Here is a 25,189-nt window from a genome sequence, read left to right as displayed (position 1 = left end):
GCAGCATTTACATTAATTTCGTGTAACAATCAAAATAATAAAAGTATGACAACAACAGATAATGAAAAAGTAGTAAAACAGTATTTTGAACATTTTAACAATCACGAATGGACAAAAATGGCAAATATGTATTCAGCAATTTCGGACTTTAAAGACCCTTCATTAGGACAAGGAATAGTAAAGCAGACAAGACAACAGATTATTGACAAGTATTCGGAATTAAACAAAGTTTTCCCAGACCTTCACGACCAAGTTATTCAAATTTATCCTTCGGGCGACAAGCATATAATTGTAGAGTTTGTTTCAAGTGGAACAGCACCTGACAGTTCAAAATTTGAGTTGCCAATTTGCACCATTTTGACAATTGAAAATGGAGTAATAACAAAGGATTTTACTTACTTTGACAATTTTGACGAGTAGAAAAATGGAAAATAATCTTAAAGAAAAATAAGCCCGAACCGCTAACACGGGTTTGGCAAAAGTGACGGTTCAATGTTTCACAGACACATTTGTGCTTAATCAAAGTTTGGTTCTCCGCATCAACATTTGTGGTGAAAATCGCCACCTACGCCAAGCCCGAAACCGTCAAACTTCTTATTAACCTCTTTTCTTTCTCTTAGTTAAACTGTATTGAAATTCTCTCAAATAATTTAAGTAACTCCATGGTTTTACGTAGATTTAAGCATAAAACTCATCGACGGAACTACCAGAAACCAACTCCCGCTATTTGCCTCGTCGATTGATGATGCCATTGCGCAAGACAACGAAATCTGGCTTAATGACCCGAAAGGTTTGGTTCCGGACCACACTACCATTGCCAGTTTCCGCAAAGACAACCCTAAAGCCATTGCGCGCGTTTTTCGGGCAACAGTTAAACTAGCCACGCATTTTGAACTCATTGGTGGTAGTTTGGTGGCTGGTGACAGCACCCAACTTAAAGCGCAAAACTCTAAAAAAAACAATTTCAATCCCAATAAAATTGAGCGGCACATTGCTTACATCGATGCCAAACTAGAAGAATACAACTCCGCTTTAGCCAAAAAAGACGGCGATATTCTGGAAAATAAATTAGAGGAAGATCACCTAAAGATTTCACGTCTGAGAAGGTATTGTAGCAATTTTAGGTTAGAATATGAAAAGATGCTGAGACAGATGATTGCCCCCATAAGTTTGACACTTATTTAGGGTATTTTATGAGTAGAAAAATAAAGTATGACATTGAATTTAAGAAGTGAGTTGTGGAGAGAGTTATTTATAGAAAATCTGGCTGTAAGTAAATAGCTTTTGCTCCACCAAAAGGATACAACAATTAAAAAGTTCGCTTGATGATTTGTAATAAAAAACTAAATAGTAGTGAAATAATAATAAAGCCATTTTATGGCACGAATACGTTTCTATTTAGTTGTATTACAGTTATTTATGATTGTTGTAAACAACTTGTCTGCCATTGCAAAAAACGATAAGAGAATTCTATAAGTCTAGTGGATTGTTATCAAAATCCGCACATTCAACGATATTTTACCGACGAACTCATTTTCTAAAGGATGATCGTTATTTCTTCATACTGTTAATAAATTCTGTCGTGGTCTGATTGGTTTGGGTCTTGAAGAATCTCATGAGATGGTTCGGTTCCGGAAAATTAAGTTCATAGGCTATCTCGTTAATTGTTTTATTGGAGTGAAGCAGAGAGTTCTGAATTTCAAAAAGTAACCGTTGCTTTAGCAGTTGAGTAGCTGTAGTGTTAAACTGAGCTTTGACAGCTTTGTTAAGCGAAATCCTGCTGACACCCATCATTTCGGCATAATCAGCAATACGCTGTTTATCCTTAATGTTAATTTCCATCAAATTTTTGAAAACGAATGCAAAATTATGCGGTGTGTTTGTTACGGCCAGTGTATGTTGCTGCGAATAACGGCGGTTGAGCGTTTGAAGCAGATAGTATACTAATGAGCGAATAATATGAACGCTATCAGACTTACTATTCAATAACTCGGTTTTTATTTCGGTCAGTAAGCCACAGTATTTAAGCATTTCATTCGTATCGATAGTCATTTGTAATGGATGAACCAGCTGATAAAAATACTGTAACCTGTAAGTAAACAGTTTATCTGCGAAAAAATCATTTAAAAAAGCTTCTTGAAAGACCAATGTGGTAACCTCAAGAGCGTTAGTATCTAATTCCCATTTACGATTTTGATGAGGTGAAATAAAGATAACGGAACCGTCATTTAATTCTATTTTTTGCTGGTTTAAAATCAGTGTACCCTTCGCCTTTTTGAAAAATAAAACTTCAAAATAGTCTGTATTGAATGTATCTCTATAAGTGTAATCAACATCTTTCTCTGACAATACATTTAACAAAAAATCAACTCCGCACTCCGTTTTATGAAACTTAATTGTTTTCAAGGTCTTTACTTTTAGTCACCAAAGTTACTAAAGATAATACGTTTAATCAGCATTACAAATAATCGAAAAATATTTTTAGTTATCAAAATGGTAGTAATTAAGTAGTCATTGATAGGCTGCAACTATTCGAATGTTCTGACCTTTGTAAAAATAAATCATTATGCTTAATCCTAATGAAGGAGCAAATGATATTATCTAAAAATAAATATTTAAATTATGAGAAAAATACTTTTAGGAGTGGTGTTAACACTTTGCTCTACCGTGTCGTTCGCACAAAAAAATCTAAGCAATAAACCACATCTTCAGTTGGTCAGAAACGCTACATTACTTATTGAGTATAATGGGAAAAAGATCTTGGTCGATCCAATGCTGTCGCCGAAAGGAGCTATCGAATCCTGGGCCGGGATCCAGACAAACCCTACAGTTGACTTAAAAATGCCTTTAAATGATATTGTCAAAGAACTTGATCTGGTTATAGTGACACATACACACGATGACCATTTTGATAAGGTCGCGAGTAAAATTTTGGATAAGTCCATAGAACTTATAAACCAGCCTGCAGATAAGGATTTCTTTCAGAAGGAGGGTTTTATCAACGCAAATGTTTTGGAAGACAACAAACTGTGGAATGGTATCACCATTCATAGGATAGAAGCGGAACATGGAAGCGGCGAAGTATTGAAGTTAATGGGCAAAACTTCGGGCTTTGTGCTAGAGGCCAAGAACCAACCAACACTTTATATTGTTGGTGACGCAATCTGGACTGATGGTATCAAAAAGACTATTGAAAAGTTCAAACCGGACTACATTATAGTTAATTCTGGTGGAGCACTTATCAAGGGGTATGAACATCTGCCAATTATTATGGATGAAATGCAAACAATGGCTTTGGTGAGTCATAGTGGTAAGGCGAAAGTAATAGCAGTACATATGGATGCGTTAGACCATTGCCGAACAACTAGGAGTTCTTTACGTCAGAAGGCTGATGAATTCAAAATTGGAACGGATAAACTTTTAATTCCCAAAGATGGAGAAATCATAAATTTATCGCTTTAATCTAAATTAAAAGATTAAAAATCATTATTTTCAGGTTATAATTGCTTAAAAGAAGCTGATACACTTAAAAAAAGTGCTAGAAGCTTCTTTTGTTATATGTTCAAGTTTTTTCAATTTTTATTTCAGATTGATTCTTCCCACGAGGCTACTGAAAAGTAATCGCAACTGGAGATGATAACTTAGCCATGATAGAAAGTTAAGAAATAAATCTTAATTTAAACCTATGAAACAAGTGCTCAAAATTTATTACAAAGCTTTTAAAGAGAAAGTAGTCCAATTGAGTTATGAGAGAACAAACATATCCGAACTTGCCGGAGAGTTAGGAGTAACTGCCCCACAGTTGTTTAAATGGCGCAAAGAGTTCGAAGAGTTTGGAGAAGGAAGTTTTTCTGGAAAAGGAAATTTAAAACTAATTCCCGAGCAAGAAAAAACTCAAAGAGGCAGAGTTGGAGTGTAATATATTAAAAAAAGCAATAGGCATTTTTTCCAAGAGCGGTGTATGATTTATAGTTTCATTAAAAACAATGAACAACTATTTCCGATTGAAAAAATGTGCAAGGTTCTATTGGTTAGTAGTGGAAGTTATTACCGTTGGAAAAAACAAGAAATTACCAGTAGGTTGCAACGAAAAAATGCCATACAATAACAAATAACATCGAGTTATTTTGAATCCAAGCAACGGTATGGAAGTCCTAGAATAACATTGGAACTCCAGAGTTTAGGTTATAAAAATTCAAGACCCGAGCGATAACGAACAGGCGTAGCAATACATTGAAGTTTAGTACAACAGAAAAAGAAGGCATTCTGCTTTGAATTAGGCAACTATTGAAGAATTTAACAATCAAATTAATTACAAAAATGTAGCTTACCTTACTGTGCAGTTTTTGACTGCATATCCAGTTTTCTATGAATGTGAAAATTGTAAAACAAAAGTATGACTGTTAGAAGGCGATTGTTGTGTGTATTGTAGTTTCGAAACAGTGAAATACCCACCCATTCAAGCGGGTTCCGGTTGCTGCTGGAGAAATAAATAAGTAATGATAAGAAAATGAATCTTGCTTCTAAAAAATAGGAATAGAAATTAGTAATAAAAACTTATGGTCTAAACCTTGGATAAGATGCTAAAAATGAAGTTCTAAAAAGTAAAAAGGTACTTTATAGAAACCGACTGCAACAGAAAGAATACTATTTACAGGATAGATCAGTCTTCGATAAAAGTACATTCAGATTGAGTAGAGGTAGCTAAGCTTTCTCTCGTTAATGCATTATCATGGAGTAGAAAATCTTTGATGAAATAGCTAAGTTTTTCAATAGATTCTGTTTTTAATGCCTCCGTATAACATTCCTTGTTTTTAGCTTTTGCGAATATATTAATGATCTCCTCGGCTATTATTTCTTTTTGACTTGCGTTTTTTTCAGAAAGTAACTCAATTATTTTTTTTATAAAATTAGATTTATTTGACATAAATAAGGTTTTAAGTTTCCTTAAAGATAAGAAAATAATTAGGATTTTTAAATAATTGATTTACAGTGTGTTATTAATAGCTTTACAATTAGAATAAAACAAAAAAAGGAGGCCTTTTTAAAGGGCCTCCGATTGTAGATTCTGATTTACCATTTATCAACTCATACCAATTAGTATGAAATGACTATTTGAATTAGCTTTTCTTTTCAGATAGTTTTACTCAAGTGATTAATCAAAACCACTCTCAAAGATACAAATAATAAATAGTAAACAATTGTAAATAAACGTTTTAACTATTAATTAACATGTGTGTTTTGGATAGCAGTAAATTGTATTTCTTGAATTCAACCTTTGGATTGTAAATCGTAGTAAGAGCAGTATAATGTATTGATGTGAATTATATAACCCCACGTCAACCTCATTTACAATAAGAGAACTTGAAGAAAAGATGGAAGATTTTTTAAAAAAAATAACCATGAAAAAGGAGTTGTATAGTAAGTTCAGGATTAAGGATTATATTTGTCTATCTATAATAGGATTTATTTAATAATCTGTTTAGGTATTTCATGTCGGGACATTACAGATAAACCGAACTTTCACAGATAAAAATTCTGCTCTCCAAGAGTAAAATAAATAATGGAAAAAATACATACGCCCCGCTCTTTGAAGTGTTCTTATGAAATGCTGCGCGAACGTCTTTGACTTCGTGCATTTTTTTCTATTTCTTATAAATTCTAAATAGGATAAAAGTCTCTGACTTTAGAAAGAAAGTTTTTAGGAAGAGTAAAGCAAGATTTCTCTCCGAATTAATATCTTAAAAACATCTTTTTTTTACCGTACCTCCCCACTGGAGCTCGTTTGGCAACATTCTTTGGTGCTCGTCTGCGACGAGTACCTACTTAAATTTAAAGATAAAGCGTAGCGTTTGCAACGCGGGTAATGATAAGAAAATGTATTTTACACTTGGACAGCTATTGGTGCTTTGTTCTTGACGTCCGCAGCTATTCGAAGGCTGCTGGAAAGAGTTTGAATTATAGTTCAAAGTGCATATCTTTACTTTCTAGTTACCAAAATAAAGTTCGTTTGGAGATTTTTAGAGGAACTATAATTAGACATAATTCCCAAAAATAGAGTGATAGGTCTGATTTTGCTAGAATGATAGACTGGTTAGAGGTTATGTGAAACGAACGGCTAAGTATAATGGAATAGCAACTCAAAAGCGTAATCAAAACAAATAGTAATAGTATGAAAAAGGTACAATTCAAAGTAAGCATTAATGCACCTGCGAACAAGATTTATGATTTTATGCTTGGCATCAAAAGTAAATCAACGTATGAGCAATGGACTTCATTGTTTAACCCCACATCTACCTATGAAGGAAGCTGGGATAAGGGTAATAAAATACTGTTTATTGGAGTAGATGAGAAAGGAGAAAAGGGAGGTATGGTTTCCAAGATAGCTGAAAACATTCCCAACCGATTTGTTTCGATTCAACATTATGGTATTATTAAAGCGGAAAAGGAAATTACAGAAGGAACAGAAGTGGAAAAATGGGCCAACGGATTTGAAAATTATACGTTCAACGAAAACAATGGAACTACAACCGTTACGGTTGACTTAGACACCAATGAAGATTTTTTAGAGTATATGAACCAGACCTACCCAAAAGCACTCGATAAGTTAAAAGCACTTTGTGAAAAATAACAATTCCAAGAATATCTTTAAAATTCCAAGAAACAAATAAAGCTTGTAACAGCACCTGCAAGAAATCGGCAGTACATTGGTTAAACAATTCGTTGCGCTTCGTATCAAGTTTGGTGTCGTCAGACAGTTTTCGTCTCCACAATCACGACCTTCTTGTAGCTGTAAAACGGGACAGAGTATAGCGGAGAAAGAAGGGCAAATAAAAAAATGAACAGACAATATAAATACAGGAAAAAATGACAGATGAAAACACAGTAATAACATTAAATTCAATCAATAGTGAGCTGAAAGTTGTGAAAGAATTAGTTTATGATAAGTGTGGTTTTGATTTGATAAACTTGAAATGGAATTTGGAGAATGCAGAATATGGAGCTTGTTCATTTAAACTAAACGGAAAGACAATTCAATTTCGGGTATCTAAAATTACACCGACAAAAACAGGTCAGTTTGTTACAATTTGGAAGAGAAACAAATTCGGTATAACAGAACCGTTTTATACATCGGACGACATAGATTTTATAATTATTACGTCAAAAAGTGGCGACAACTTTGGACAATTTATTTTCCCAAAATCTGTTTTGGCGGAAAATGGAATAATAACAAAAAACGGCAAAGAGGGAAAGCGCGGAATTAGAGTGTATCCTCCATGGGACATTGCGACAAATAAACAAGCAGTGAAAACTCAAAGTTGGCAGACAAAATATTTTTTGACAATTGAAAAAGACGCTAAAACGAACCTTGATTTGATTAGAAAATTATTATAAAAAGAAACGAAATTAGCTAACTGGCTGATTGATATGAATTTTTAAACGGTTTAATTTGGCTTTGCGGAACCAATAATGAAACGCCTGCTGAACGGAACCAATTTCAGATCCTATTTTTATGAAAGGATCTGTCGTTCTCTGGAGTTAAACCCAAACTAAATTTGAATTCTTAAAATTTCATGCTGCAATAAAAATACAAACAATTCGATAAAAGAGAAATCGAAATAGAATTAGGTAAAGACGATAAGAGAATTGAAAGACAAATTGTTTCAACTGGCACTGGTATATCAACTTTCTTTGGTGCTTGACGGCATCGATTATCTACTTAAATTACTGGGTAAATCGTTGTGTTTGTAACGCGATTAATGACAAAAAATGGTATGCTACATTTCGATAGCTTATGGTAGTAGATACGTGTCCAAATGAAATCGGAAGCATTCGAAAGAGTTTGAATTATAGTTCAAAGTGCATACCTTTACTTTCTAGTTACCAAAATAAAGTTCGTTTAAAGTTTTTATCCCGAGGACTGGAGTGAAATCAAGCTGGAAGTAGAATGTACTTCAAACAAAAATAAATAATGGAAAAATACATACGCCAATTAATTACAATTGAATTTGAAGACAAAAAAGAAATTTTTAGTGGTTTTCTGATTGACTGGACAGAAGATTGGATTTTACTCAAAAATAATCCGGTCGATTTTATTATTGATGGCTACACGATCTTGAAAAACAAAAATGTAAAGGCCATTATTCAGGACAAAGATCATGAATTCACGGAAAGGGTTATTAAATTGAAAGGGTTAAAAACAAGTGCCGAGGAAATAATTCCGCTACAGGATTTGTCTTCCATTATAAATTTTCTAGCCAATAAATATGAAATTTTTCAGATTGCAACTAAGTCTGATAAAGCAGTTTATCTTGGTAAACTTATAGAATTAAATGAAGAAGAAATGGTCATCGATTTTTTGGGAACCGAAGGGCAATTTGAAGGGGAGATGAGTTTTAAGCCAAATAAAATAAGAGTGATTGAATTTGATACAGATTACATCAACTCTTTGAAACTAATTGTTGACGAAGAAAAGTTATGAAAAGGGAAAACATTAATCCTAAAAAAAAGGAGGCCTTTTTAAAGGGCCCCCGATTGTAGATTCTGATTTACCATTTATCAACTCATACCGTTCAGTATGAAATGACTATTTGAATTAGCTTTTCCTTTCAGATAGTTTTACTCAAGTGATTAATCAAAACCACACTCAAAGATACAACTAATTAGGTGTTAAGTTAATGATAATGAGTAAATTAACTATTTTTTAACCTGTCGTTTTACGATGGGCATAAATATTTAATTTCTGACTTTAGCTATTGGATAGGTTACGAGTTTACTAATCCAAAATTAATCGTAGCAGCAAGGAGAGCAGTTGAATAATAGAGGCAAATCATCGTAAAAAATAGAACTAAGAAAGAGCCAATAGAATAGATTCTGGAGTAGGGAGTATCTTTACATATCAACAGAGTAGGGTATGCTGCAATATGTTGGCTAGGTAAAGTAGCCGATAATAAAAACCCTCCAGAAATCCAGAGGGCTAATCATTGAATAAGAACTTATTTTTTTGATTCTTCTATTGACACTTTTCTAAACTCTTTTAATAGTTTTTCCAGCTCCAAAGTTGATTTACGAGCTCTCGCTCCAGCAGCTTTAACACCTTTATCCGTTAGTGATTCAGATTCTGTTTTGAATGTTTCGAATTCAGCGTTGATTTTTTCGATTAAATCTTTCATGATAGTGCTTTATTAAAATTAGGACGCAAAAATAGAATTTTGCCTGTTAGATATAACTAATTTGCTGTTAAAATTAGTAGTGTTTTTCATGGTAACCGTGCATTTAGCAAAAAAAATTGAGGGAACTTTGAGGGAAATTTATAAATTGGAATGTTGTTTAATAATGATAGCTTATTAATATACTATTTCTATAGTAGTTCTATTTTCTGAACTTGAAGTAATTTTTAATTCACCCTGTAATATTTTTTGTGCTGTCTTTAATGTTTTTTAACTCTATTCCATATTTTACTTTTTGAGGATTAATACCGTTTTTGACCCGCAAAAAGGAAACTTGACTAGCCATACCTGATGTCAGATCCATGGAGGTAAAGGAGGATAGGATTACGGGCATCTTTGAATTTGTCACCTACATAGGCGGCGACGGCTACTCTGCCCCAATTGTATTAAAAAGTAACGGTACAACCCAAAATTATTTATATTTACACCGCGATTACCAAGGCAGTATTCTGGCTATAACCAACGACACTGGACAAGTGTTAGAAAAACGCCTCTTTGACGCTTGGGGATATTGTTAGTTAACCTCTGTTTTCCTTTGAATAAATGGAGTGTTTTCTATTAAATACAAAGTAAAGGCAGAATTGCATTCCGTGTCCACAAATAAAAAGATTTAAGTGTATTGAAGCATAAAACGATCTAAAATTATACAAATAAAGATCCAAATTGTTTTATGGGTTCTCAATAGATAAGATAAATTAATTTATAACAATAAAAAAAGAATCAAATAAATAAAATGAAAAACCTACTCTATCTACTTCCGTTGCTTTTTTGCATGTGCACGTCATCAGACGATACTACAAACCAAAGCACTTTCAGCACAGCAATAGCACCATCAAAAACAACGGTTACCATCGACGAACCTTTTACCGTTACGGTTACAAGCAATGAAACAATGAAGTGGATGGCGGTAACAAAAGATGGCTCCGACCCGGTTGATTTTAGTGATTTAAATTTTGGAACTTCAAAAGAACTGTATTTTAATTTTGACACTGTGGGTACCAAAACAATCAAGATAAAAGTCAAAAATGAAAAAGAGGAAGAGACGACAAAAACAGTTTTGGTTACGGTAACCAGAGGCAATGCCATTAAGATTACTGGCTTGCAAGTGAAATCGTTTTACAAGATGAATACTGCTTGGGATCCGGAATATGCTGCAACGGACAGTAACCGCTTGGCAGATGTGTCTTTTGGTTTGGTTAAACAACAACAAAGTAATCCTTTTTCTAGCGACTATTTTAATAATAATTCTTGGTGTCGTTCCACGGTCAAAGAAAATCAGGGTGATTTAACCTGGGATTTGTCATCCTTAAATTTATTCATCAACCCAAATGCTTCGTTGCGATTTGGATTGGCCGATATAGATGGACAACTGGGACAAGATTTATTAAATGGTCCCCCGGATTATAAAACCATTAGTTTTTCTTCCTATCTTGCTGCCAAACCCGGCACGATAACCTACTCATTTCCGGAAATAAATCTAGAGTTTATAGTATCGGTGCAATGGCCATAAGATTAATATTTAGTAGGATAGAATAAACCCATGAAATTCAAACTATTTCTTTTAATGACACTTTACACCTCACTCGCTTTCTCGCAACAGGAAGCGAGTGTTTGGTATTTTGGACAAAATGCAGGACTTAAATTCAATCCTGATGGTAGTGTTAATTCATTAGGAGATGGTAAACTAAATACAAGTGAAGGTTGTGCTTCTATTGCTAATAGCAATGGAGATTTATTATTTTATAGTGATGGCCGCACCGTTTGGGACAAGAATCATGTAGTGATGCCAAATGGAGATTATCTAAATGGGACTGGATTGTTTGGAGATATTTCTAGTACTCAGTCCGCTATAATAGTTCCCAAACCAGGAAGCCCAAACCTATATTATATTTTCACATTAGATGAGCCTCACCAAGAGAATGCTGCTGTATATCCTAATGCATTTTCCGGAAATTACATGGAAACGGATAGTGGTAAAACACCCGATAATGATGATGGATTGAATAATGGGTTGAATTATTCGATTGTTGATTTAAGCAAAACAGGTAGTAATGGTAGTACAGGAGACATTGTAAGTAGAAACAATCATCTGATTACTTATGATACCAATCTCTTAGGAGAAGAAATAAAATATAAGTGTTCAGAAAAATTGACCGCTGTAAAAGATGCTTCAGGAAATGGTTATTGGGTTATTACACAGTTTACAGATAATTTTTACGCATTTAGAGTAACATCAAGCGGAGTAAGTACTACTCCAGTAAAGTCAGCTGTTTTACCCAGTATTCCTACCTTTGGATATCGTAGAAATGCGATAGGGTATCTAAAAGCATCTCCAAACGGCAAAAAATTAGCAGCCGCTTTTGATCAAATTGATACGGCAACTAGTCCTTATAATAATTATAAAGGCTCGTTGTATACATTTGATTTTGATACATCGACTGGTATTGTTTTAAACTCTAAATTAATTCTTTCTGATGTTAAAGCCTATGGAGTGGAGTTTTCTAATAATTCTAATGTTCTCTATGCGAGCTTTAATGCTTCGGTAGGTAATTCTTATCAGTTGGCACAATTTGATTTATTGAGTATGGATATTCCTAATTCAAAAACAGAAATTTTCGGGGGTAGTTATGGTGTTGGAGCTTTGCAATTAGCACCAAATAGAAAGATTTATTTTTGCACATACAGTTTTGAATCTTTGGCAGTTATAAATAATCCAGATATTTTGGGATTAGGTTGTGATTTTGATAAAGAAGGACAGAAACTTGCCCCAAATACAAAACGTATTTTGGGTTTACCTCCATTTATTACCTCTTTTTTCGATGCATTTTTTGATGCAAAAAAATTGTGTCTGGGAACTGCAACTGAATTTACATTAAATTCATCGGAAACCATTACTTCTGCCACATGGGATTTTGGCGATGGGAATACATCAAATGATTTAAATCCAACACATACCTACGCAACTGCAGGAACTTATACAGTTTCGGTAACAGTGACAGGTGTAGCAGGTTCTACGACAAAAACTAAAGATATTGTTATTTCACAAGTTCCCACAGTAACAGCTCCTCAAAACATGCTAATTTGCGACGATAATAATGACGGTTCATCTAATTTTGATTTAACAACTCAAAACCCGGCAATTCTAAACGGTCAGGATCCAAATTCATATAGTATAAACTATTTTGCCAATGCTACGGATTACACCAATAATGTAGCTATTGCGGCTCCTAGCAATTACATAAACACAATTCCCTATCAGCAACAAACCATTATTGCTGAAGTTTCTAACAAGGTGAATACAACTTGCAAAAGCACCACAAGCTTTAGTATTGATGTTTTTGATTCGCCATTGCCGAGTTTAGCCATAAACATTCTAAATCTCACTGTTTGTGACAATACAAGTGTTGGTACAGATACCGATGGACGTGTAATTTTCGATTTAACACAAAGAGCATCCACAGTTTTAAACGGACAATCGGCTACCCAATTTTCACTTTCTTACTTTAAAGATGCAGCATTAACCCAACCTATATTCATTCCTACAACCTACCAAAATACAAATCCTTTAGAAACGATATACGTGAAAATGGTTAATAAAGACAATGCGAGTTGTTCGGCAACAACATCGTTTACAATTCAGGTGTTGGCTTTACCGATAATTACCAATGGTGTCGATTTAAAACAATGTGATGATAATACTGATGGTTTTAGTGTTTTTAACTTAGAAGAAGGGATTTCTAAAATAACAAATAATGCGTCATCAGAAACCATTTCTTTTTATACAACGCAAACTGACGCTCAAAACAATACCAATCCAATAGAAAATGTTACAAGTTACACCAATCAAATTGTAAGTGTAGACAAAGTGTATGTGAGAGTTGCCAACAGCAATGGTTGTTATAGAATTGCACAACTGAATCTCATTGTTTCGACCACGCAAATTCCTTTAAATTTTACACAAACTTTTACGCAATGCGATGATGCAATTTCGGGCACGAATACCGATGGAATCAGTTCATTTGATTTTAGTAATTTGACCAATCAAATTCAGAATATTTTCCCCATTGGACAGCAATTAGACATTACTTATTATAGAAATTTAGTCGATGCTCTCGCCGAAAAAGAGGCCATCTCCGATATTTCAAATTATAGAAACATCGGTTATCCAAATACCCAAAACGTATACATTCGTGTAGATAGCAGATTGAATAATGATTGTTTGGGCTTAGGAAGTCATATCACACTCAATGTAGAAGCAATTCCAGTCGTAAAACCTGTTATTGAAAGTCATTGTGACGACAATCAGGATGGGGTATATGCTTTTGATACTTCAGGACTACAAACTAACGTGTTAAACGGATTAACCAATGTTACCGTTGCTTATTTTGACCAAAACAATAATTCATTACCCAGCCCTTTACCAAATCCGTTTACAACGGCTTCGCAAACGTTAAAAGTGGTCGTAACGAATAGCACCCCAAAAGCCTGTTCTTTTGATTCAACGATACAATTTATAGTTTCCGATTTGCCGGAAGCATTTCCAGTTCCAACATCGTTGACTACGATCTGCGATGATGAAACAGATCCTAATTTGCAGGATGGAAAATATGCTTTTGACACTTCAACCTTCCAAAACACGATACTAAATGGGCAAACCGGAATGACGGTTCATTATTTTGATGTAAATAACAATCCGCTTTCGAGTCCGTTACCTAATCCGTTTGTTACAGGAACACAAAATATAAGAGTAGAAGTAATTAATCCATTAAACAATTCTTGTGCTGCAGCAGTAATACTTCCATTTGTTGTAAATCCTGTTCCCAACATTAATTTACTGGGAGACGAATTGGTGTGCAGCAACCTATCTACATTTACAAAAGTAATTGATGCAGGAATTCAAGATGGTAGCCCGATTGCTAATTATAGCTATGCTTGGTTCTTTAATGGAAATCCCATTGCAGGCGAGAATAATTACACCCTAACCGTCAATAAAGCAGGTATATATACCGTGGAAGTTTCCAATGCACAAGGTTGTTCCAGAACAAGAACCATTACGGTTATGGCCTCAGATATAGCCAAAATAACAGAAATTAACATTGTAGATTTAGCAGATTCCAATAGTATCACTATTTCGGTGTCGGGTGCCGGAGATTATGTATATGCGCTGGATGAGGAATTTAGCACGTACCAAACGGAAAACACTTTCGGTAATGTTCCTGCAGGAATCCATACGGTTTTTGTTAAGGATTTGAACGGTTGTGGTGTAGTTCCAAAAGAAGTAGCCGTATTGGGAATACCAAATTATTTCACGCCAAACGGCGACGGTTTCAATGATACTTGGAATCTTAAAGGCGCAAATGAAACACTCAATCTAAAAACGATCATCCAAATTTTTGACCGCTATGGGAAATTAATTAAACAAATCAGTCCGGTAGGCGAAGGCTGGAATGGAACATTTAATGGGCAACAAATGCCAGCAACGGATTATTGGTATTCAATACAATTAGAAGATGGTAGAATTATCAAAGGGCATTTTGCTTTGAAACGGTAGTTCATTAGTGCTCCATTTAATAGAATTCTAAGCTATTTGTAATCATTTAATTCAAAACCGACTAATAATTCAGCTTCTCCATTAATAACGTTTCGCAAACCTTGTACACTGGTCATGTCAGCTTGAATCACTTTAATCATGCTCTGGGTCAGGCGGCTGACCATTCTACTGTCAGAAGAGTTTAAAAGTAAGGTTCTTATCGAAGCTCGCAAGGTTTTGCCAGCCTTACCTGCTCGTCCAAATTCAGAACCATTTCCCCGTGTACGTTGAAAAGCATGATCATTAGCAATTCGTTTGGCGTCAACACCGCCTTTTTCTCTAGCCATGTGACCATCTTTAGTCTTGTAAAAGTAATATCCCAGATAGTACCTCTCAATTTAATTATACCTTTTTGCTGGGCCATAATTTTATTTATTATAATGTTAATGTGTAAAATGTTAGGTACATTTTTTCAAACCTTCTAAAACCAATTTTGATGCATCTAAAAGCGGATCTATAGTATAAAGATTTGACTATTTTATTGAAAATCAAAGAACTAGTGTTCATAAAGGCCCAAAAAGGCCTATAATGACTACTTTGCCCATGTCAAAATGGAAGAATTACAATAAAAAATGTATCTATGAAAAACCCGTTGTATAGTAAGTTCAGGATTAAGGATTATACTTGTATAGCTATAATAGGATTTATTTAAAAACTTGTATAGTTATTTCAGGACGGGTCAGTTTGGTCAGTGTATGGATAAAGCATAGATAGTGTATGGATAATGCATGGATAATGCATGGATTGGCTACGGATAATGAAACCGTTACTTTTACTAGTATAGGTGAGGATTCTTGGCAATCTCTGTCTGCTTATTACTTTGTTTGATCTTCGAGTGCCTTACAATCGATTTGTAACCTTTGCTATTGCATCCCAAGGAGCAATGACGCGTTGTTGTTCTACATGCGGTAAATTCGTTTTTGTAGAACTCACAGATGCGCGTAATTTTAATGTTTGAACTCATAGAAATGTGACTTTAGGTGTCCCACTGTGACTATGTGTGCCATAAATTGGCCAAAAAAAATAGTCTTTGCACCTCAGATTTTGAGGTATAAATGAGAGACAAATGGAATCAAAATAACACACAATATCAAAAAGATAATATAAATAAAAACGAGTTAGAATATTGTTTATCAATACTTTAACTCGCTTATTTATTGTTGTTTTGTGATACTTTGTTCTACTACTTCCCGATGCAGAAATTAGTAAAAATATTCCCCAACAATTCGTCATTAGTAACCTGTCCCGTAATCATTCCAAATTGATACAAAGCTTCCTTAATATCTAATGCCATCAAATCGGAGGACAAGTTCGTTTCAAGACCAAATTTTACTTTTTGTATTTCATCCAAAGCTTTTAGTAAAGAATCGTAATGTCTTGTATTAGTTACGATTGTTTCATTGTTTCGTAATGCTCCGGTATTGACAAATGAAAGTAATTGATTCTTTAACTCCTCAACACCTTGTTTTTCTTTTGCAGAAATAAGCAAGATTTTTGGAATTTCAGCTTTTAGATTTACAATTTCTTTTTCTTCTAGTTTGTCGGCTTTGTTACCAATGATTACAAGCGGTTTCAACGGAAATTGGTTTTTAATTTTTTCCAGTTCTACTTTTAACTTTAAACCTGAAACTTTAAACTCGGAACTGTCAAACAGAAAAACGACAACCTGCGCTTGTTCAATTTTTTCAAAAGTCTTACGAATCCCGATGCTTTCCACCACATCTTCCGTTTCACGAATTCCGGCGGTATCTATGAATCTAAAACCGATTCCACCAATCACTAATTCATCTTCAATGGTATCACGTGTCGTTCCGGCAATTTCTGAAACAATGGCACGCTCTTCATTCAATAAAGCATTCAAAAGCGTCGATTTACCTACATTGGGTTCTCCCACAATAGCCACAGGAATTCCGTTTTTAATCACATTTCCTACTGCAAAAGAATCAATCAATCGTTTTAGGACAAATTCGATTCGGTTCAGTAATTCGTGAAATTGGGTTCTATCGGCAAATTCTACATCTTCTTCGGCAAAATCTAATTCGAGTTCAATCAAAGAGGCAAAATTCAACAGTTCTTCTCTTAGCTTAGCTATTTCATTAGAAAAACCACCACGCATTTGTTGCATTGCAATTTGGTGTGAAGCTTCATTATCTGATGAAATTAAATCGGCAACAGCTTCTGCTTGTGACAAATCCAGTTTTCCGTTTAAAAATGCTCTCAATGTAAATTCGCCAGGATCAGCCATTCGACAGCCTTTTCGAAGCAATAACTGAATGATTTGCTGTTGTATATAAGTAGAACCGTGACACGAAATTTCAATAGTGTTTTCGCCGGTATAGGAATTTGGTCCTTTAAAAATGGAAACCAGCACTTCATCCAAAGTTTTGGAATCATCCATAATATGTCCCAAATGTAATGTATGCGTTTTCTGGGTTGTTAATTCTTTGTTTTTGATGGATTTAAAAACAGAATTTCCAATAGTAATGGCATCTTTGCCGGAAATCCGAATTACGGCTATAGCACCAGCTCCCGAAGGAGTTGCTAGTGCCACTATGGAATCTTGAGGTATCATATTTAAATTCAATTTGATGCAAAAGTAAGCAAAATAGACATGGCTTCAAGACTCGCTTATTAAACCATTAACTTTATTTTTTGTTAAAAATTAGCCAAAGTGATAATTATCATATTATTTTGTTTTTTGTTTTGTAAATTTATATAAATAATTGATTTGCAATAAATTAACTATGTTATGAAAAAAATTCTATTTCCTACCGACTTTTCAGAAGTGTCCAAAAATGCGTTTATTTATGCATTAAAATTAGCAGAATCGATTAATGCTGAAATAGTTACAATGCATGTTTACCAATTGCCACAAGCCAATTATATTAATGTTTCGGAGTATTTACATGAAATTTATGATGTAACGGAACTTAGTAATTTTGAGAATTATAAAGATGAAGTTCCTATTTTAAGAAGTATTGCCGAAGCGAATAATTTGGATCATATTAAGATAAGTCATGTTTTAATATTGGGTAATTTAATTCTTGAAATCCAAAAAATAATCAATGAGGAGGATATTGATTTTGTGGTGATGGGAACTAAAGGTGCTACTGGTTTAAAAGAAACTTTTTTAGGTACGGTGGCAACAAAAGTGATGAACGATGTCAAAGCAGTAGTTTTAGCAATTCCGGAACATTGTAAATATCATCCCATTGAAAAAATACTTTTCATTACAGAATATAAACCAGAAGATACTGCATCATTCCTAAAAGTGATGGATTTTGCCAAAATATTTCAAGCACATATTGATTGTTTGCGTGTGGAACCAGTTCATCATGAAGTTAAAAATGATTATATAAATAATTGGAATGAAATTATCAAAAATAAAGATATCATTTTTCATTCAATTAAAGGTGATGACGTTGAAGGTATTATCTTAAATTTTATTGATTTACATAAAATTAATTTGGTTGCAATGCACGTACATCATAGAAATTTCTTTGAAAAGTTATTCGAAATCAGTCTTTCAAAAAAATTAGCGTTTCACATTAATGTACCGATTCTTGCTATTCATGAATAAAATTATTCTGATTTGAATACCTGAAAATGGAGTCAATAATTTATTTTACTAAATCAACCATTTTAATAAAAGAGAAAATGAAAAAAATTCTATTTCCAACCGATTTTTCTGAAGTGGCTACTAATGCGTTTGTGCATGCTTTAGAATTTGCAAAAATAGTTCAAGGTGAACTCGTTTTATTGCACACCTTTGAATTGCCAATATATGACAATCAGTTTTTTCCTGAAAATTATGCCGTCATTTATGATTCATTGGAGTTAGCTCAATTTGATATGTTTAAGGATGAACTCCCAAAATTGCGAGCCATAGCCGAAGAGCGACATCTTGATAAAATAAAAATGTCTCATAGGCTCATGGATGGGGATTTGCTCCATAATATTAAAAAATCGATCAAAGAGGATAAAATTGATTTTGTAATCATGGGAACATCCGGCGCCACAGGTTGGGATGCTTTTTTCGTAGGAACAAATACCGGATCAGTAATTTCTGGAATTGAAGTGCCAATGTTGTGCGTACCCGCTGAAGCAAAATTCAAGAAAATTGAAATCATAGGATTCACGACTCGTTTTAGAACAAAAGACAAAAAAGCGTTGAAAATGGTATTGGATATTGCCAAAAAAACAAAAGCAAAAGTCAAATGTTTGTATGTAAAAACGAGTAATTCTGATGTTTCAAAAGATACAGTCGCTAAATGGGAAGACGAATTTATAAATGAACCCGTTGAGTTTTTTGTGATTAATAGTGATGAAGTCAAAGAGACAATTCTAGATTTTATAATGTACAAAGAAATTGATGTCCTGACAATGCTCACCTATAAAAGAGGTTTTTTTGAAGGAATTTTTAAACCTAGTTTGACTAAAAAAATTGCCACTAATTTTGAAATTCCAATTTTAGCGATTCATATTGATTGATTCAGTTTTAATTCAATAGAAATCTTGAATTCTATATAGTTTGGCATCGCCATTGCCTTTTAATTTAGACTTCAAAGTAATCTATTTCGTTATATTTGCAATTCATCAAATTGAATTATGGAAATATACAAAGCAAAAAAGATTCACTTTTCAACGGCATTAACTGCAATCAATAAAAAGTACAATAGTATAAGTATTTTAAGACTTTTTACTATTGTACTTTTTTTGGTTTCTATTTATTATTACATCAAAAATAGCGAAGTTATTCTCATAGCTACCGCCATTTTTCTTTTTGGACTATTCGTTGTATTGATGCGAATTCATTCTAAATTAGTTTTCGAAAAACAAGTCAATCAAGCCTTATTCGATATTAATGAAAATGAAATATCCTATTTGGAAAGAAATAAAATTCCTTTCGAAAATGGACAGGAATTCAATGATTTTCACCATCCTTATGCGTATGATTTAGATATTTTTGGAGAACATTCTTTGTTCCAAAACTTGAATAGAACCGCTACTTTTATTGGAAAAAAAATATTCGCAAACCAATTGTTAACACTTTTGCCAAATGATGAAATTACCAGAAATCATCAAGCGGTAAAAGAATTATCCGAAAAATTAGATTGGCGTCAGGAATTTTTGGCTTTCGCCAAAGTAAGCAACGACAATCAATCAAATTATGAGACGCTACTTAAGTGGAGTACATTCAATAGTACGCCTTTATCTAAAATAAGTATTTTTATTTCCTATTTTTCGCCACTCCTTTTTTTGGGAGTTCTGATTGTTTATTTAGTGACTTCTAATACCTTTTTTGCTTCTGTTTTGTCGTATTTGTTTGTTATTAATTTAATGATTTTGGGACGTTTTATGAAGCGGATCCAAGCTGAAGTCGCTAATTCGACAAACATTGATAAAACTATTCATCAATATAGTTTGCTTTTGCAAAAAATTGAAAACGAATCTTTTCAATCACAAAAATTAATTGATTTACAGCAAAAATTAATGTTCAAAAAAGAAAATGCCAGCGTTCATTTAAAACAATTAGCAGGTTTGTTTTCGAATATGGATAGCATCAGTAATTTCGTAACGGCTATCGTTTTCAATGGAACTTTTCTGTTTAATTTACACGTTTTAAAATCATTAATTCAATGGAAAGAAGATCATACTGAAGCATTAGAAAATTGGCTGGAAGTTATAGGTGAATTCGAAATGTTGAACAGTTTAGCCAATTTTTCGTATAACAATCCCGAGTTTGTATATCCAACATTAAACACCAATTTTGAAATAGATTTCACGGATTTAAGTCATCCTTTATTAAATGAAAAGACAAGAATAGGAAATAATGTGCGTTTTCATCCCGAATCATTTATGATTTTAACGGGTTCTAATATGTCCGGTAAAAGTACTTTTTTAAGAAGTTTAGGAATCAACATGGTTTTATCAGGAATGGGTTCGCCAGTTTGTGCCAGTCAGGCTAATGTGCATCCGTTAACAGTTTTAGTTTCCATGCGATTATCGGATTCGTTGTCTGATAGCGAATCATATTTCTTTGCCGAAATAAAGCGCTTAAAGCAAATTATGGACGAACTGGAAAACAGACCAGCATTTGTTTTATTAGACGAAATATTACGCGGAACCAATTCAGATGATAAACGAAATGGAACAATCGAAGTCGTAAAAAAAGTGATTGGTAAAAAAGCAGTTGGAGCTATTGCTACGCACGACATTGAAGTTTGCTTGACTACCAATGATTATCCAAATGTATTAACCAACAAATGTTTTGAAGTTGAGATTATCAGTAATGAACTTCATTTTGATTACAAACTGCATGACGGAATTTGTAAAAACAGAAGTGCTACGTTCCTGATGAAAAAAATGGGAGTGATTTAAATTAGTATTCAGTGTTCAGTTTGTCTTTGCGAGGAACCAAGCAAACCCACCAACATGAGCAATAATAATTATCGAAACGGGAAATACTATGAGATTCATCCTTCGTCGGAATGACAAAAAGAGAAATGAATAAAAGCAAAAAACCGTCTCGTAATTAAACGAGACGGTTTTTTAAATATAAAAATGGTTTGGTTAATAGCGTATTTGTTATGCAATGGTAAGTATTATATTTCAATTTTAAAAATCAAAATATAACAATTTCGAAATTTAATGTTAACTGTTCAGCATTACTGGCATTACAAGCATAGTAACAGTTTCCCCTTCTTCTAATCCATCAACAGGAGTAAGGATTCCGGCTCTGTTTGGTAATGACATTTCAAGCATAATCATATCCGATTGCAAGTTAGTCAACATTTCAGTCAAGAAACGAGAATTATACCCTATTTGCATATCATCACCTTGATAATCACAAGTCAATCTTTCTTCGGCTTTGTTAGAATAGTCAATATCTTCAGCAGAAACATTCAATTCAGCACCAGCGATTTTCAAACGAATCTGGTGTGTAGTTTTATTAGAAAAGATAGCAACACGACGAACAGAACTCAAAAATTGTGAACGGTCAATCATTAATTTATTTGGATTTTCTTTTGGAATTACCGCTTCGTAATTTGGATATTTTCCATCAATTAAACGACACATTAAAAGATAATTGTCAAAAGAAAAAGTAGCATTCGAATCGTTGTATTCAATTTTTACTTCAGCATCCGAAGTCCCAAGAATATTTTTTAAGATGTTCAAAGGTTTCTTTGGCATAATAAAATCAGCGACTTGAGAAGCTGTTACATCAGTACGTGCATATTTTACTAATTTATGAGCATCAGTTGCTACAAAAGTCAATCCTTGTGGCGAAAACTGGAAGAATACACCCGACATTACCGGACGTAAATCATCATTTCCGGCAGCAAATATTGTTTTGCTTATGGCTGTTGCCAAAACATCAGCAGGAACAAGCGTTACAGATGGATCGTCTAAGTTAACCGATTTTGGAAATTCGTCTCCTGGAGCATAAGCTAAAGCATATTTTCCGGAATTAGAACTGATTTCAATCGTACTGTTTTCTTCAACCGTAAAAGTTAAGGGCTGTTCCGGAAATGTTTTAAGGATTTCCAAAAGCAATTTTGCAGGGACAGCAACGCTTCCTTTACTTTCTGAATCAATTCCTAACGTAGCAGACATGGTTGTCTCTAAATCAGAAGCAGAAACCGTTAGCACATTATGGTCTAAATCAAATAAAAAGTTATCTAAAATAGGCAAAGTGTTACTGCTGTTGATAACGTTACCTAAAACTTGTAATTGCTTCAATAAGTACGAACTCGATACTATAAATTTCATCTGTTTTGTTTTATTTTTTAAGGTATTTCTTTAAATCCGAAATACGATACATTTTACAAATATATCGTAAACTATTCTAGTTTGGAAACTTTTTTATTAACATCTATTTGCTGTATTTTCTTTTTCGAAGGAAAGTAAATACGACACCAAAAAGTACCAAAATAAGAATTGGAAGCCCGATAGTTAGGATTTGTGTTCGCGTATAGTTTTCATAAACTTTTTCTTTATCCAATAACGGTAAATCAAGATCTTTACTTCGAATGTTAATAAGTCCGGTATCATCCAATAGATAATTGACGCAATTTATCAGGAAATCTTTATTATCATACAAATTTCCAGACCTTTGGTCATAACCCAATTCTACCGGTTGAAAGTTTTTATCCAATTGGTTTTTTATCAAATCCCCATCCGAAATCACAATCATCTTGTTCTTTTTTCCTGTGGCTTGAAATGTTTTTTGTTCAAATGGTAATACGCGATTTTCAAACATAGAATGAAATGAACCTTCCAATAAAACCGAAAGCGGAATCTTTCCTTTATTCAGGTAATCGTTTGGTGAAGTTTCTTCGGCAACAATGTTTAAATTTATCTCTGTTGGAGTTCCTATTTTTTTCGAATATTGTGACGATTGCAACAAAATGGTTTTCTTAATTCCGCTTTTCAAGGTATCGATAGGATTTGCAAAATCAAATTTGATTCCACCTAAATTTTTCACAATCGGATGCAAGCTATTTGGATACACTTGTGGCGCAAACTTCCAGTTGAATTCCTGAAATTGTGTCGCACTTCCTTGCTCTCCTGTTGCTAGTTTTATAGGACTTCCTTGTTCGTCTTTTACTAAATCAGGATTGATTCGGATGCCATATTTAAAGAACATATCATTCAAATTCAGATCTTTCGGATAGGCCAAAGTGGCTCCAGAAGAATCGTATAAACTATCCATTTCTGCCGTAACTTGGTCAATCAACCACAATGTTTTTCCGCCGTTGATGATAAATTGATCCAAAACTTGTTTCTCCGCATCGGTAAAGGTTTCAGTAGGTTTAGCGATAACTGCCAAGTCATATTTTTCTAAAGCTTCTAAACTTCCAACAGGATTTTTTGCAACAGAATCTAAAGTAAAAGGTCCGATATGGTAGCTTTCACGCACTTGCAAAAGAAATTTAGCCATCAAAATATCCTGCAATTCACCGTTTCCTTTAATGACAGCGATTTTCTTTTGTTTGGCTTTGGTAATCTTATTCAAACCTTCGGCAATGGAGTATTCTAAATGCTGAACAGATCCTATCACTTTTTGGGTAGTTGACGCGCCCATAATATTTTTCAACAATGGAATATTAACTTCCTTATTGTCATAGACGGCAATCGCCCAAGGAAAAACCATTGCTTGGGATTGCTTTCCTTTATCGTCAACGGTTATGTTTATTGGCGTAAGCCCTTTTCGATATAACTCTTTAATATTGTCCATGCTGGCGTCTTCGTTTTCCAAAGGATCTACGAATTCAAAAATGATATTTTTGTTGTACGCCTGAAATTCTTCCAGTAATTGCTTCGTTTCTTGTTGTAAACGTTTGAACTCAGCCGGTAAATCGCCTTGCATATAAACTTTAATGGACAACGGATTTTGAACTTGCTTAATTATGTTCAAAGAGGTCTGGGAAAGCGTGTATCTTTTATCTTTTGTTAAATCAAAACGATGAAAAAAGGAACTTCCTATTACATTCGCAAGCACTACAATTGCAAGGATAATCAATACTGATTTTAGGTTATTTTTCTTAGAAGTAGTCATTACGATTTGAAAGATTTTAGATTATAAACAGTAAATGAAAGAAAGACAACGGTTATGCTGGTAAAATAAAGAATATCTCTTGTGTCTAATACGCCTCGGCTCATGCTTTTGAAATGATCTTGCATTCCTAATGATGCGATTATAGAAGATATATTTGGAATTACAGAAGCTAATCCTTCAAATCCAAAATAGAAGAAGAAACATAAAAATACCGCAACAATAAAAGCGACAATTTGGTTATCAGATAGCGTTGAAGTAAATATTCCGATAGCAGAATACGCTGCAATCAGGAACAATAATCCAAAATAAGAACCAATTGTGCTTCCCATATCGATATTGCCTTCCGGCATTCCTAAACTAGAAATTACGGCTACATAAATAAATGTTGGAATTATCGCCATTACAATCAAAAGCAAAGCGCCAAGAAATTTTCCATTTACAATTTGCCAAATGCTTAATGGTTTCGTCAGCAATAATTCTAATGTTCCTTGTTTTTTTTCATCCGAAAAACTGCGCATGGTTACAGCAGGAATCAAGAATATCAAAATCCAGGGTGCCAAGGTGAAAAACGGCGTCAAATCAGAAAAACCGGTATTCAGAATATTATACTCTCCCTCGAAAACCCAAAGAAACAATCCGTTAATAATTAGAAAAATGGCAATTACTAAGTAACCTATGGGCGAACCGAAAAAGGATTTTATCTCTCGTAAAACTATTGATTTCATGTTTTATTTTTTGTTTAAAGTTTGAAATGTTTAAGGTTTAAAGTTCCCAATGCAACAACTTTAAACCTTAAACTTTAAACTA

The 25,189-nt window shown here is 33.8% G+C and carries 20 protein-coding genes and 2 pseudogenes; 14 read left to right on the top strand and 8 right to left on the bottom strand.

Going from position 1 to position 25,189, the window contains the following annotated elements:
* Positions 1–45 precede the first annotated feature (45 nt).
* Positions 46–420, top strand: a complete 375-nt coding sequence (locus BMX64_RS14830; protein WP_091174024.1) for a nuclear transport factor 2 family protein — start codon at positions 46–48, stop codon at positions 418–420.
* 348 nt (positions 421–768) lie between these two features.
* A pseudogene (locus BMX64_RS14825) lies at positions 769–1,053 on the top strand (IS1182 family transposase); the annotation flags it as partial.
* 498 nt (positions 1,054–1,551) lie between these two features.
* On the opposite strand, the gene BMX64_RS14820 reads toward BMX64_RS14825, so the two are convergent.
* Positions 1,552–2,406, bottom strand: coding sequence for an AraC family transcriptional regulator (locus BMX64_RS14820; RefSeq protein ID WP_091174016.1), 855 nt, complete (start codon positions 2,404–2,406; stop codon positions 1,552–1,554).
* A 216-nt stretch (positions 2,407–2,622) separates the two neighbouring features.
* Here BMX64_RS14820 and BMX64_RS14815 point away from each other — a divergent pair, with 216 nt between their 5' ends.
* The 3 genes from BMX64_RS14815 (at position 2,623) to BMX64_RS15935 (ending at position 4,115) form a co-directional block, all read left to right on the top strand.
* Complete coding sequence (locus BMX64_RS14815; protein WP_091174012.1) at positions 2,623–3,462, top strand: MBL fold metallo-hydrolase; 840 nt, start codon at positions 2,623–2,625, stop codon at positions 3,460–3,462.
* A gap of 223 nt (positions 3,463–3,685) precedes the next feature.
* On the top strand, positions 3,686–3,919 hold the full coding sequence (locus BMX64_RS14810) for a transposase (RefSeq protein ID WP_091174008.1): 234 nt from the start codon (positions 3,686–3,688) through the stop codon (positions 3,917–3,919).
* Between the two features lie 67 nt (positions 3,920–3,986).
* Entirely contained in the window at positions 3,987–4,115 is a 129-nt protein-coding gene (locus BMX64_RS15935; RefSeq protein WP_262987369.1) for a hypothetical protein, read from the top strand.
* A gap of 548 nt (positions 4,116–4,663) precedes the next feature.
* Here the strand turns inward: BMX64_RS15935 and BMX64_RS14805 are convergent.
* A complete protein-coding gene (locus tag BMX64_RS14805) occupies positions 4,664–4,927 on the bottom strand; it encodes a hypothetical protein (RefSeq protein WP_091174003.1) in 264 nt (87 codons plus the stop codon).
* Between the two features lie 1,245 nt (positions 4,928–6,172).
* On the opposite strand from BMX64_RS14805, the gene BMX64_RS14800 reads away from it, so the two are divergent.
* The 3 genes from BMX64_RS14800 to BMX64_RS14790 all read left to right on the top strand — a co-directional run bounded on the left by BMX64_RS14800 (position 6,173) and on the right by BMX64_RS14790 (position 8,482).
* On the top strand, positions 6,173–6,631 hold the full coding sequence (locus BMX64_RS14800) for a tungsten formylmethanofuran dehydrogenase (RefSeq protein ID WP_091173999.1): 459 nt from the start codon (positions 6,173–6,175) through the stop codon (positions 6,629–6,631).
* Between the two features lie 236 nt (positions 6,632–6,867).
* Positions 6,868–7,395 carry a MepB family protein gene (locus BMX64_RS14795; protein WP_091173997.1) on the top strand — a complete coding sequence of 176 codons (528 nt, stop codon included), beginning with the start codon at positions 6,868–6,870 and terminating at the stop codon, positions 7,393–7,395.
* A gap of 577 nt (positions 7,396–7,972) precedes the next feature.
* The gene (locus tag BMX64_RS14790) at positions 7,973–8,482 is read left to right on the top strand and encodes a hypothetical protein (protein ID WP_091173994.1); all 510 of its coding nucleotides are present in this window, start codon (positions 7,973–7,975) and stop codon (positions 8,480–8,482) included.
* A gap of 514 nt (positions 8,483–8,996) precedes the next feature.
* Here BMX64_RS14790 and BMX64_RS14785 read toward each other — a convergent pair.
* Positions 8,997–9,173 (bottom strand): histone H1, encoded by a 177-nt coding sequence (locus BMX64_RS14785; RefSeq protein ID WP_091173991.1) that lies wholly within the window; start codon positions 9,171–9,173, stop codon positions 8,997–8,999.
* A 359-nt stretch (positions 9,174–9,532) separates the two neighbouring features.
* Between BMX64_RS14785 and BMX64_RS14780 the strand changes: the two genes are divergently transcribed.
* From BMX64_RS14780 to BMX64_RS14770, 3 genes are all read left to right on the top strand, one after another.
* Positions 9,533–9,748, top strand: a complete 216-nt coding sequence (locus BMX64_RS14780; protein WP_091173987.1) for a hypothetical protein — start codon at positions 9,533–9,535, stop codon at positions 9,746–9,748.
* A gap of 215 nt (positions 9,749–9,963) precedes the next feature.
* A complete protein-coding gene (locus tag BMX64_RS14775) occupies positions 9,964–10,740 on the top strand; it encodes a hypothetical protein (RefSeq protein ID WP_143056084.1) in 777 nt (258 codons plus the stop codon).
* Between the two features lie 30 nt (positions 10,741–10,770).
* On the top strand, positions 10,771–14,781 hold the full coding sequence (locus tag BMX64_RS14770) for a T9SS type B sorting domain-containing protein (protein ID WP_091173979.1): 4,011 nt from the start codon (positions 10,771–10,773) through the stop codon (positions 14,779–14,781).
* Between the two features lie 44 nt (positions 14,782–14,825).
* Here BMX64_RS14770 and BMX64_RS14765 read toward each other — a convergent pair.
* Positions 14,826–15,184: pseudogene (locus BMX64_RS14765) on the bottom strand (hypothetical protein); the annotation flags it as partial.
* Positions 15,185–16,003: 819 nt separating this feature from the next.
* A complete protein-coding gene (gene mnmE, locus BMX64_RS14760) occupies positions 16,004–17,392 on the bottom strand; it encodes a tRNA uridine-5-carboxymethylaminomethyl(34) synthesis GTPase MnmE (protein WP_091173976.1) in 1,389 nt (462 codons plus the stop codon).
* A 177-nt stretch (positions 17,393–17,569) separates the two neighbouring features.
* Here mnmE and BMX64_RS14755 point away from each other — a divergent pair, with 177 nt between their 5' ends.
* From BMX64_RS14755 to BMX64_RS14745, 3 genes are all read left to right on the top strand, one after another.
* Complete coding sequence (locus BMX64_RS14755) at positions 17,570–18,400, top strand: universal stress protein (protein ID WP_091173973.1); 831 nt, start codon at positions 17,570–17,572, stop codon at positions 18,398–18,400.
* Positions 18,401–18,477: 77 nt separating this feature from the next.
* On the top strand, positions 18,478–19,311 hold the full coding sequence (locus tag BMX64_RS14750; RefSeq protein WP_091174053.1) for a universal stress protein: 834 nt from the start codon (positions 18,478–18,480) through the stop codon (positions 19,309–19,311).
* 117 nt (positions 19,312–19,428) lie between these two features.
* Positions 19,429–21,201, top strand: coding sequence for a MutS-related protein (locus BMX64_RS14745; protein ID WP_091173970.1), 1,773 nt, complete (start codon positions 19,429–19,431; stop codon positions 21,199–21,201).
* A 273-nt stretch (positions 21,202–21,474) separates the two neighbouring features.
* On the opposite strand, the gene dnaN is transcribed toward BMX64_RS14745, so the two are convergent.
* From dnaN to gldF, 3 genes are all read right to left on the bottom strand, one after another.
* Positions 21,475–22,593: a DNA polymerase III subunit beta gene (dnaN, locus tag BMX64_RS14740; RefSeq protein ID WP_091173966.1), complete on the bottom strand. Its 1,119-nt coding sequence runs from the start codon at positions 22,591–22,593 to the stop codon at positions 21,475–21,477.
* A gap of 103 nt (positions 22,594–22,696) precedes the next feature.
* A complete protein-coding gene (gldG, locus tag BMX64_RS14735; protein ID WP_091173964.1) occupies positions 22,697–24,382 on the bottom strand; it encodes a gliding motility-associated ABC transporter substrate-binding protein GldG in 1,686 nt (561 codons plus the stop codon).
* Positions 24,382–25,107 (bottom strand): gliding motility-associated ABC transporter permease subunit GldF, encoded by a 726-nt coding sequence (gene gldF / locus BMX64_RS14730; RefSeq protein ID WP_091173961.1) that lies wholly within the window; start codon positions 25,105–25,107, stop codon positions 24,382–24,384. Before gldF ends, gldG begins: the two co-directional genes overlap by 1 nt.
* Between the last annotated feature and the right edge of the window lie 82 nt (positions 25,108–25,189).

The organism is Flavobacterium sinopsychrotolerans, assembly GCF_900110375.1.
Taxonomy (GTDB): Bacteria; Bacteroidota; Bacteroidia; order Flavobacteriales; family Flavobacteriaceae; genus Flavobacterium; species Flavobacterium sinopsychrotolerans.
The sequence above is the reverse complement of the archived record's forward strand: the minus strand, read 5'-3'. Positions and strand labels throughout refer to the sequence as shown.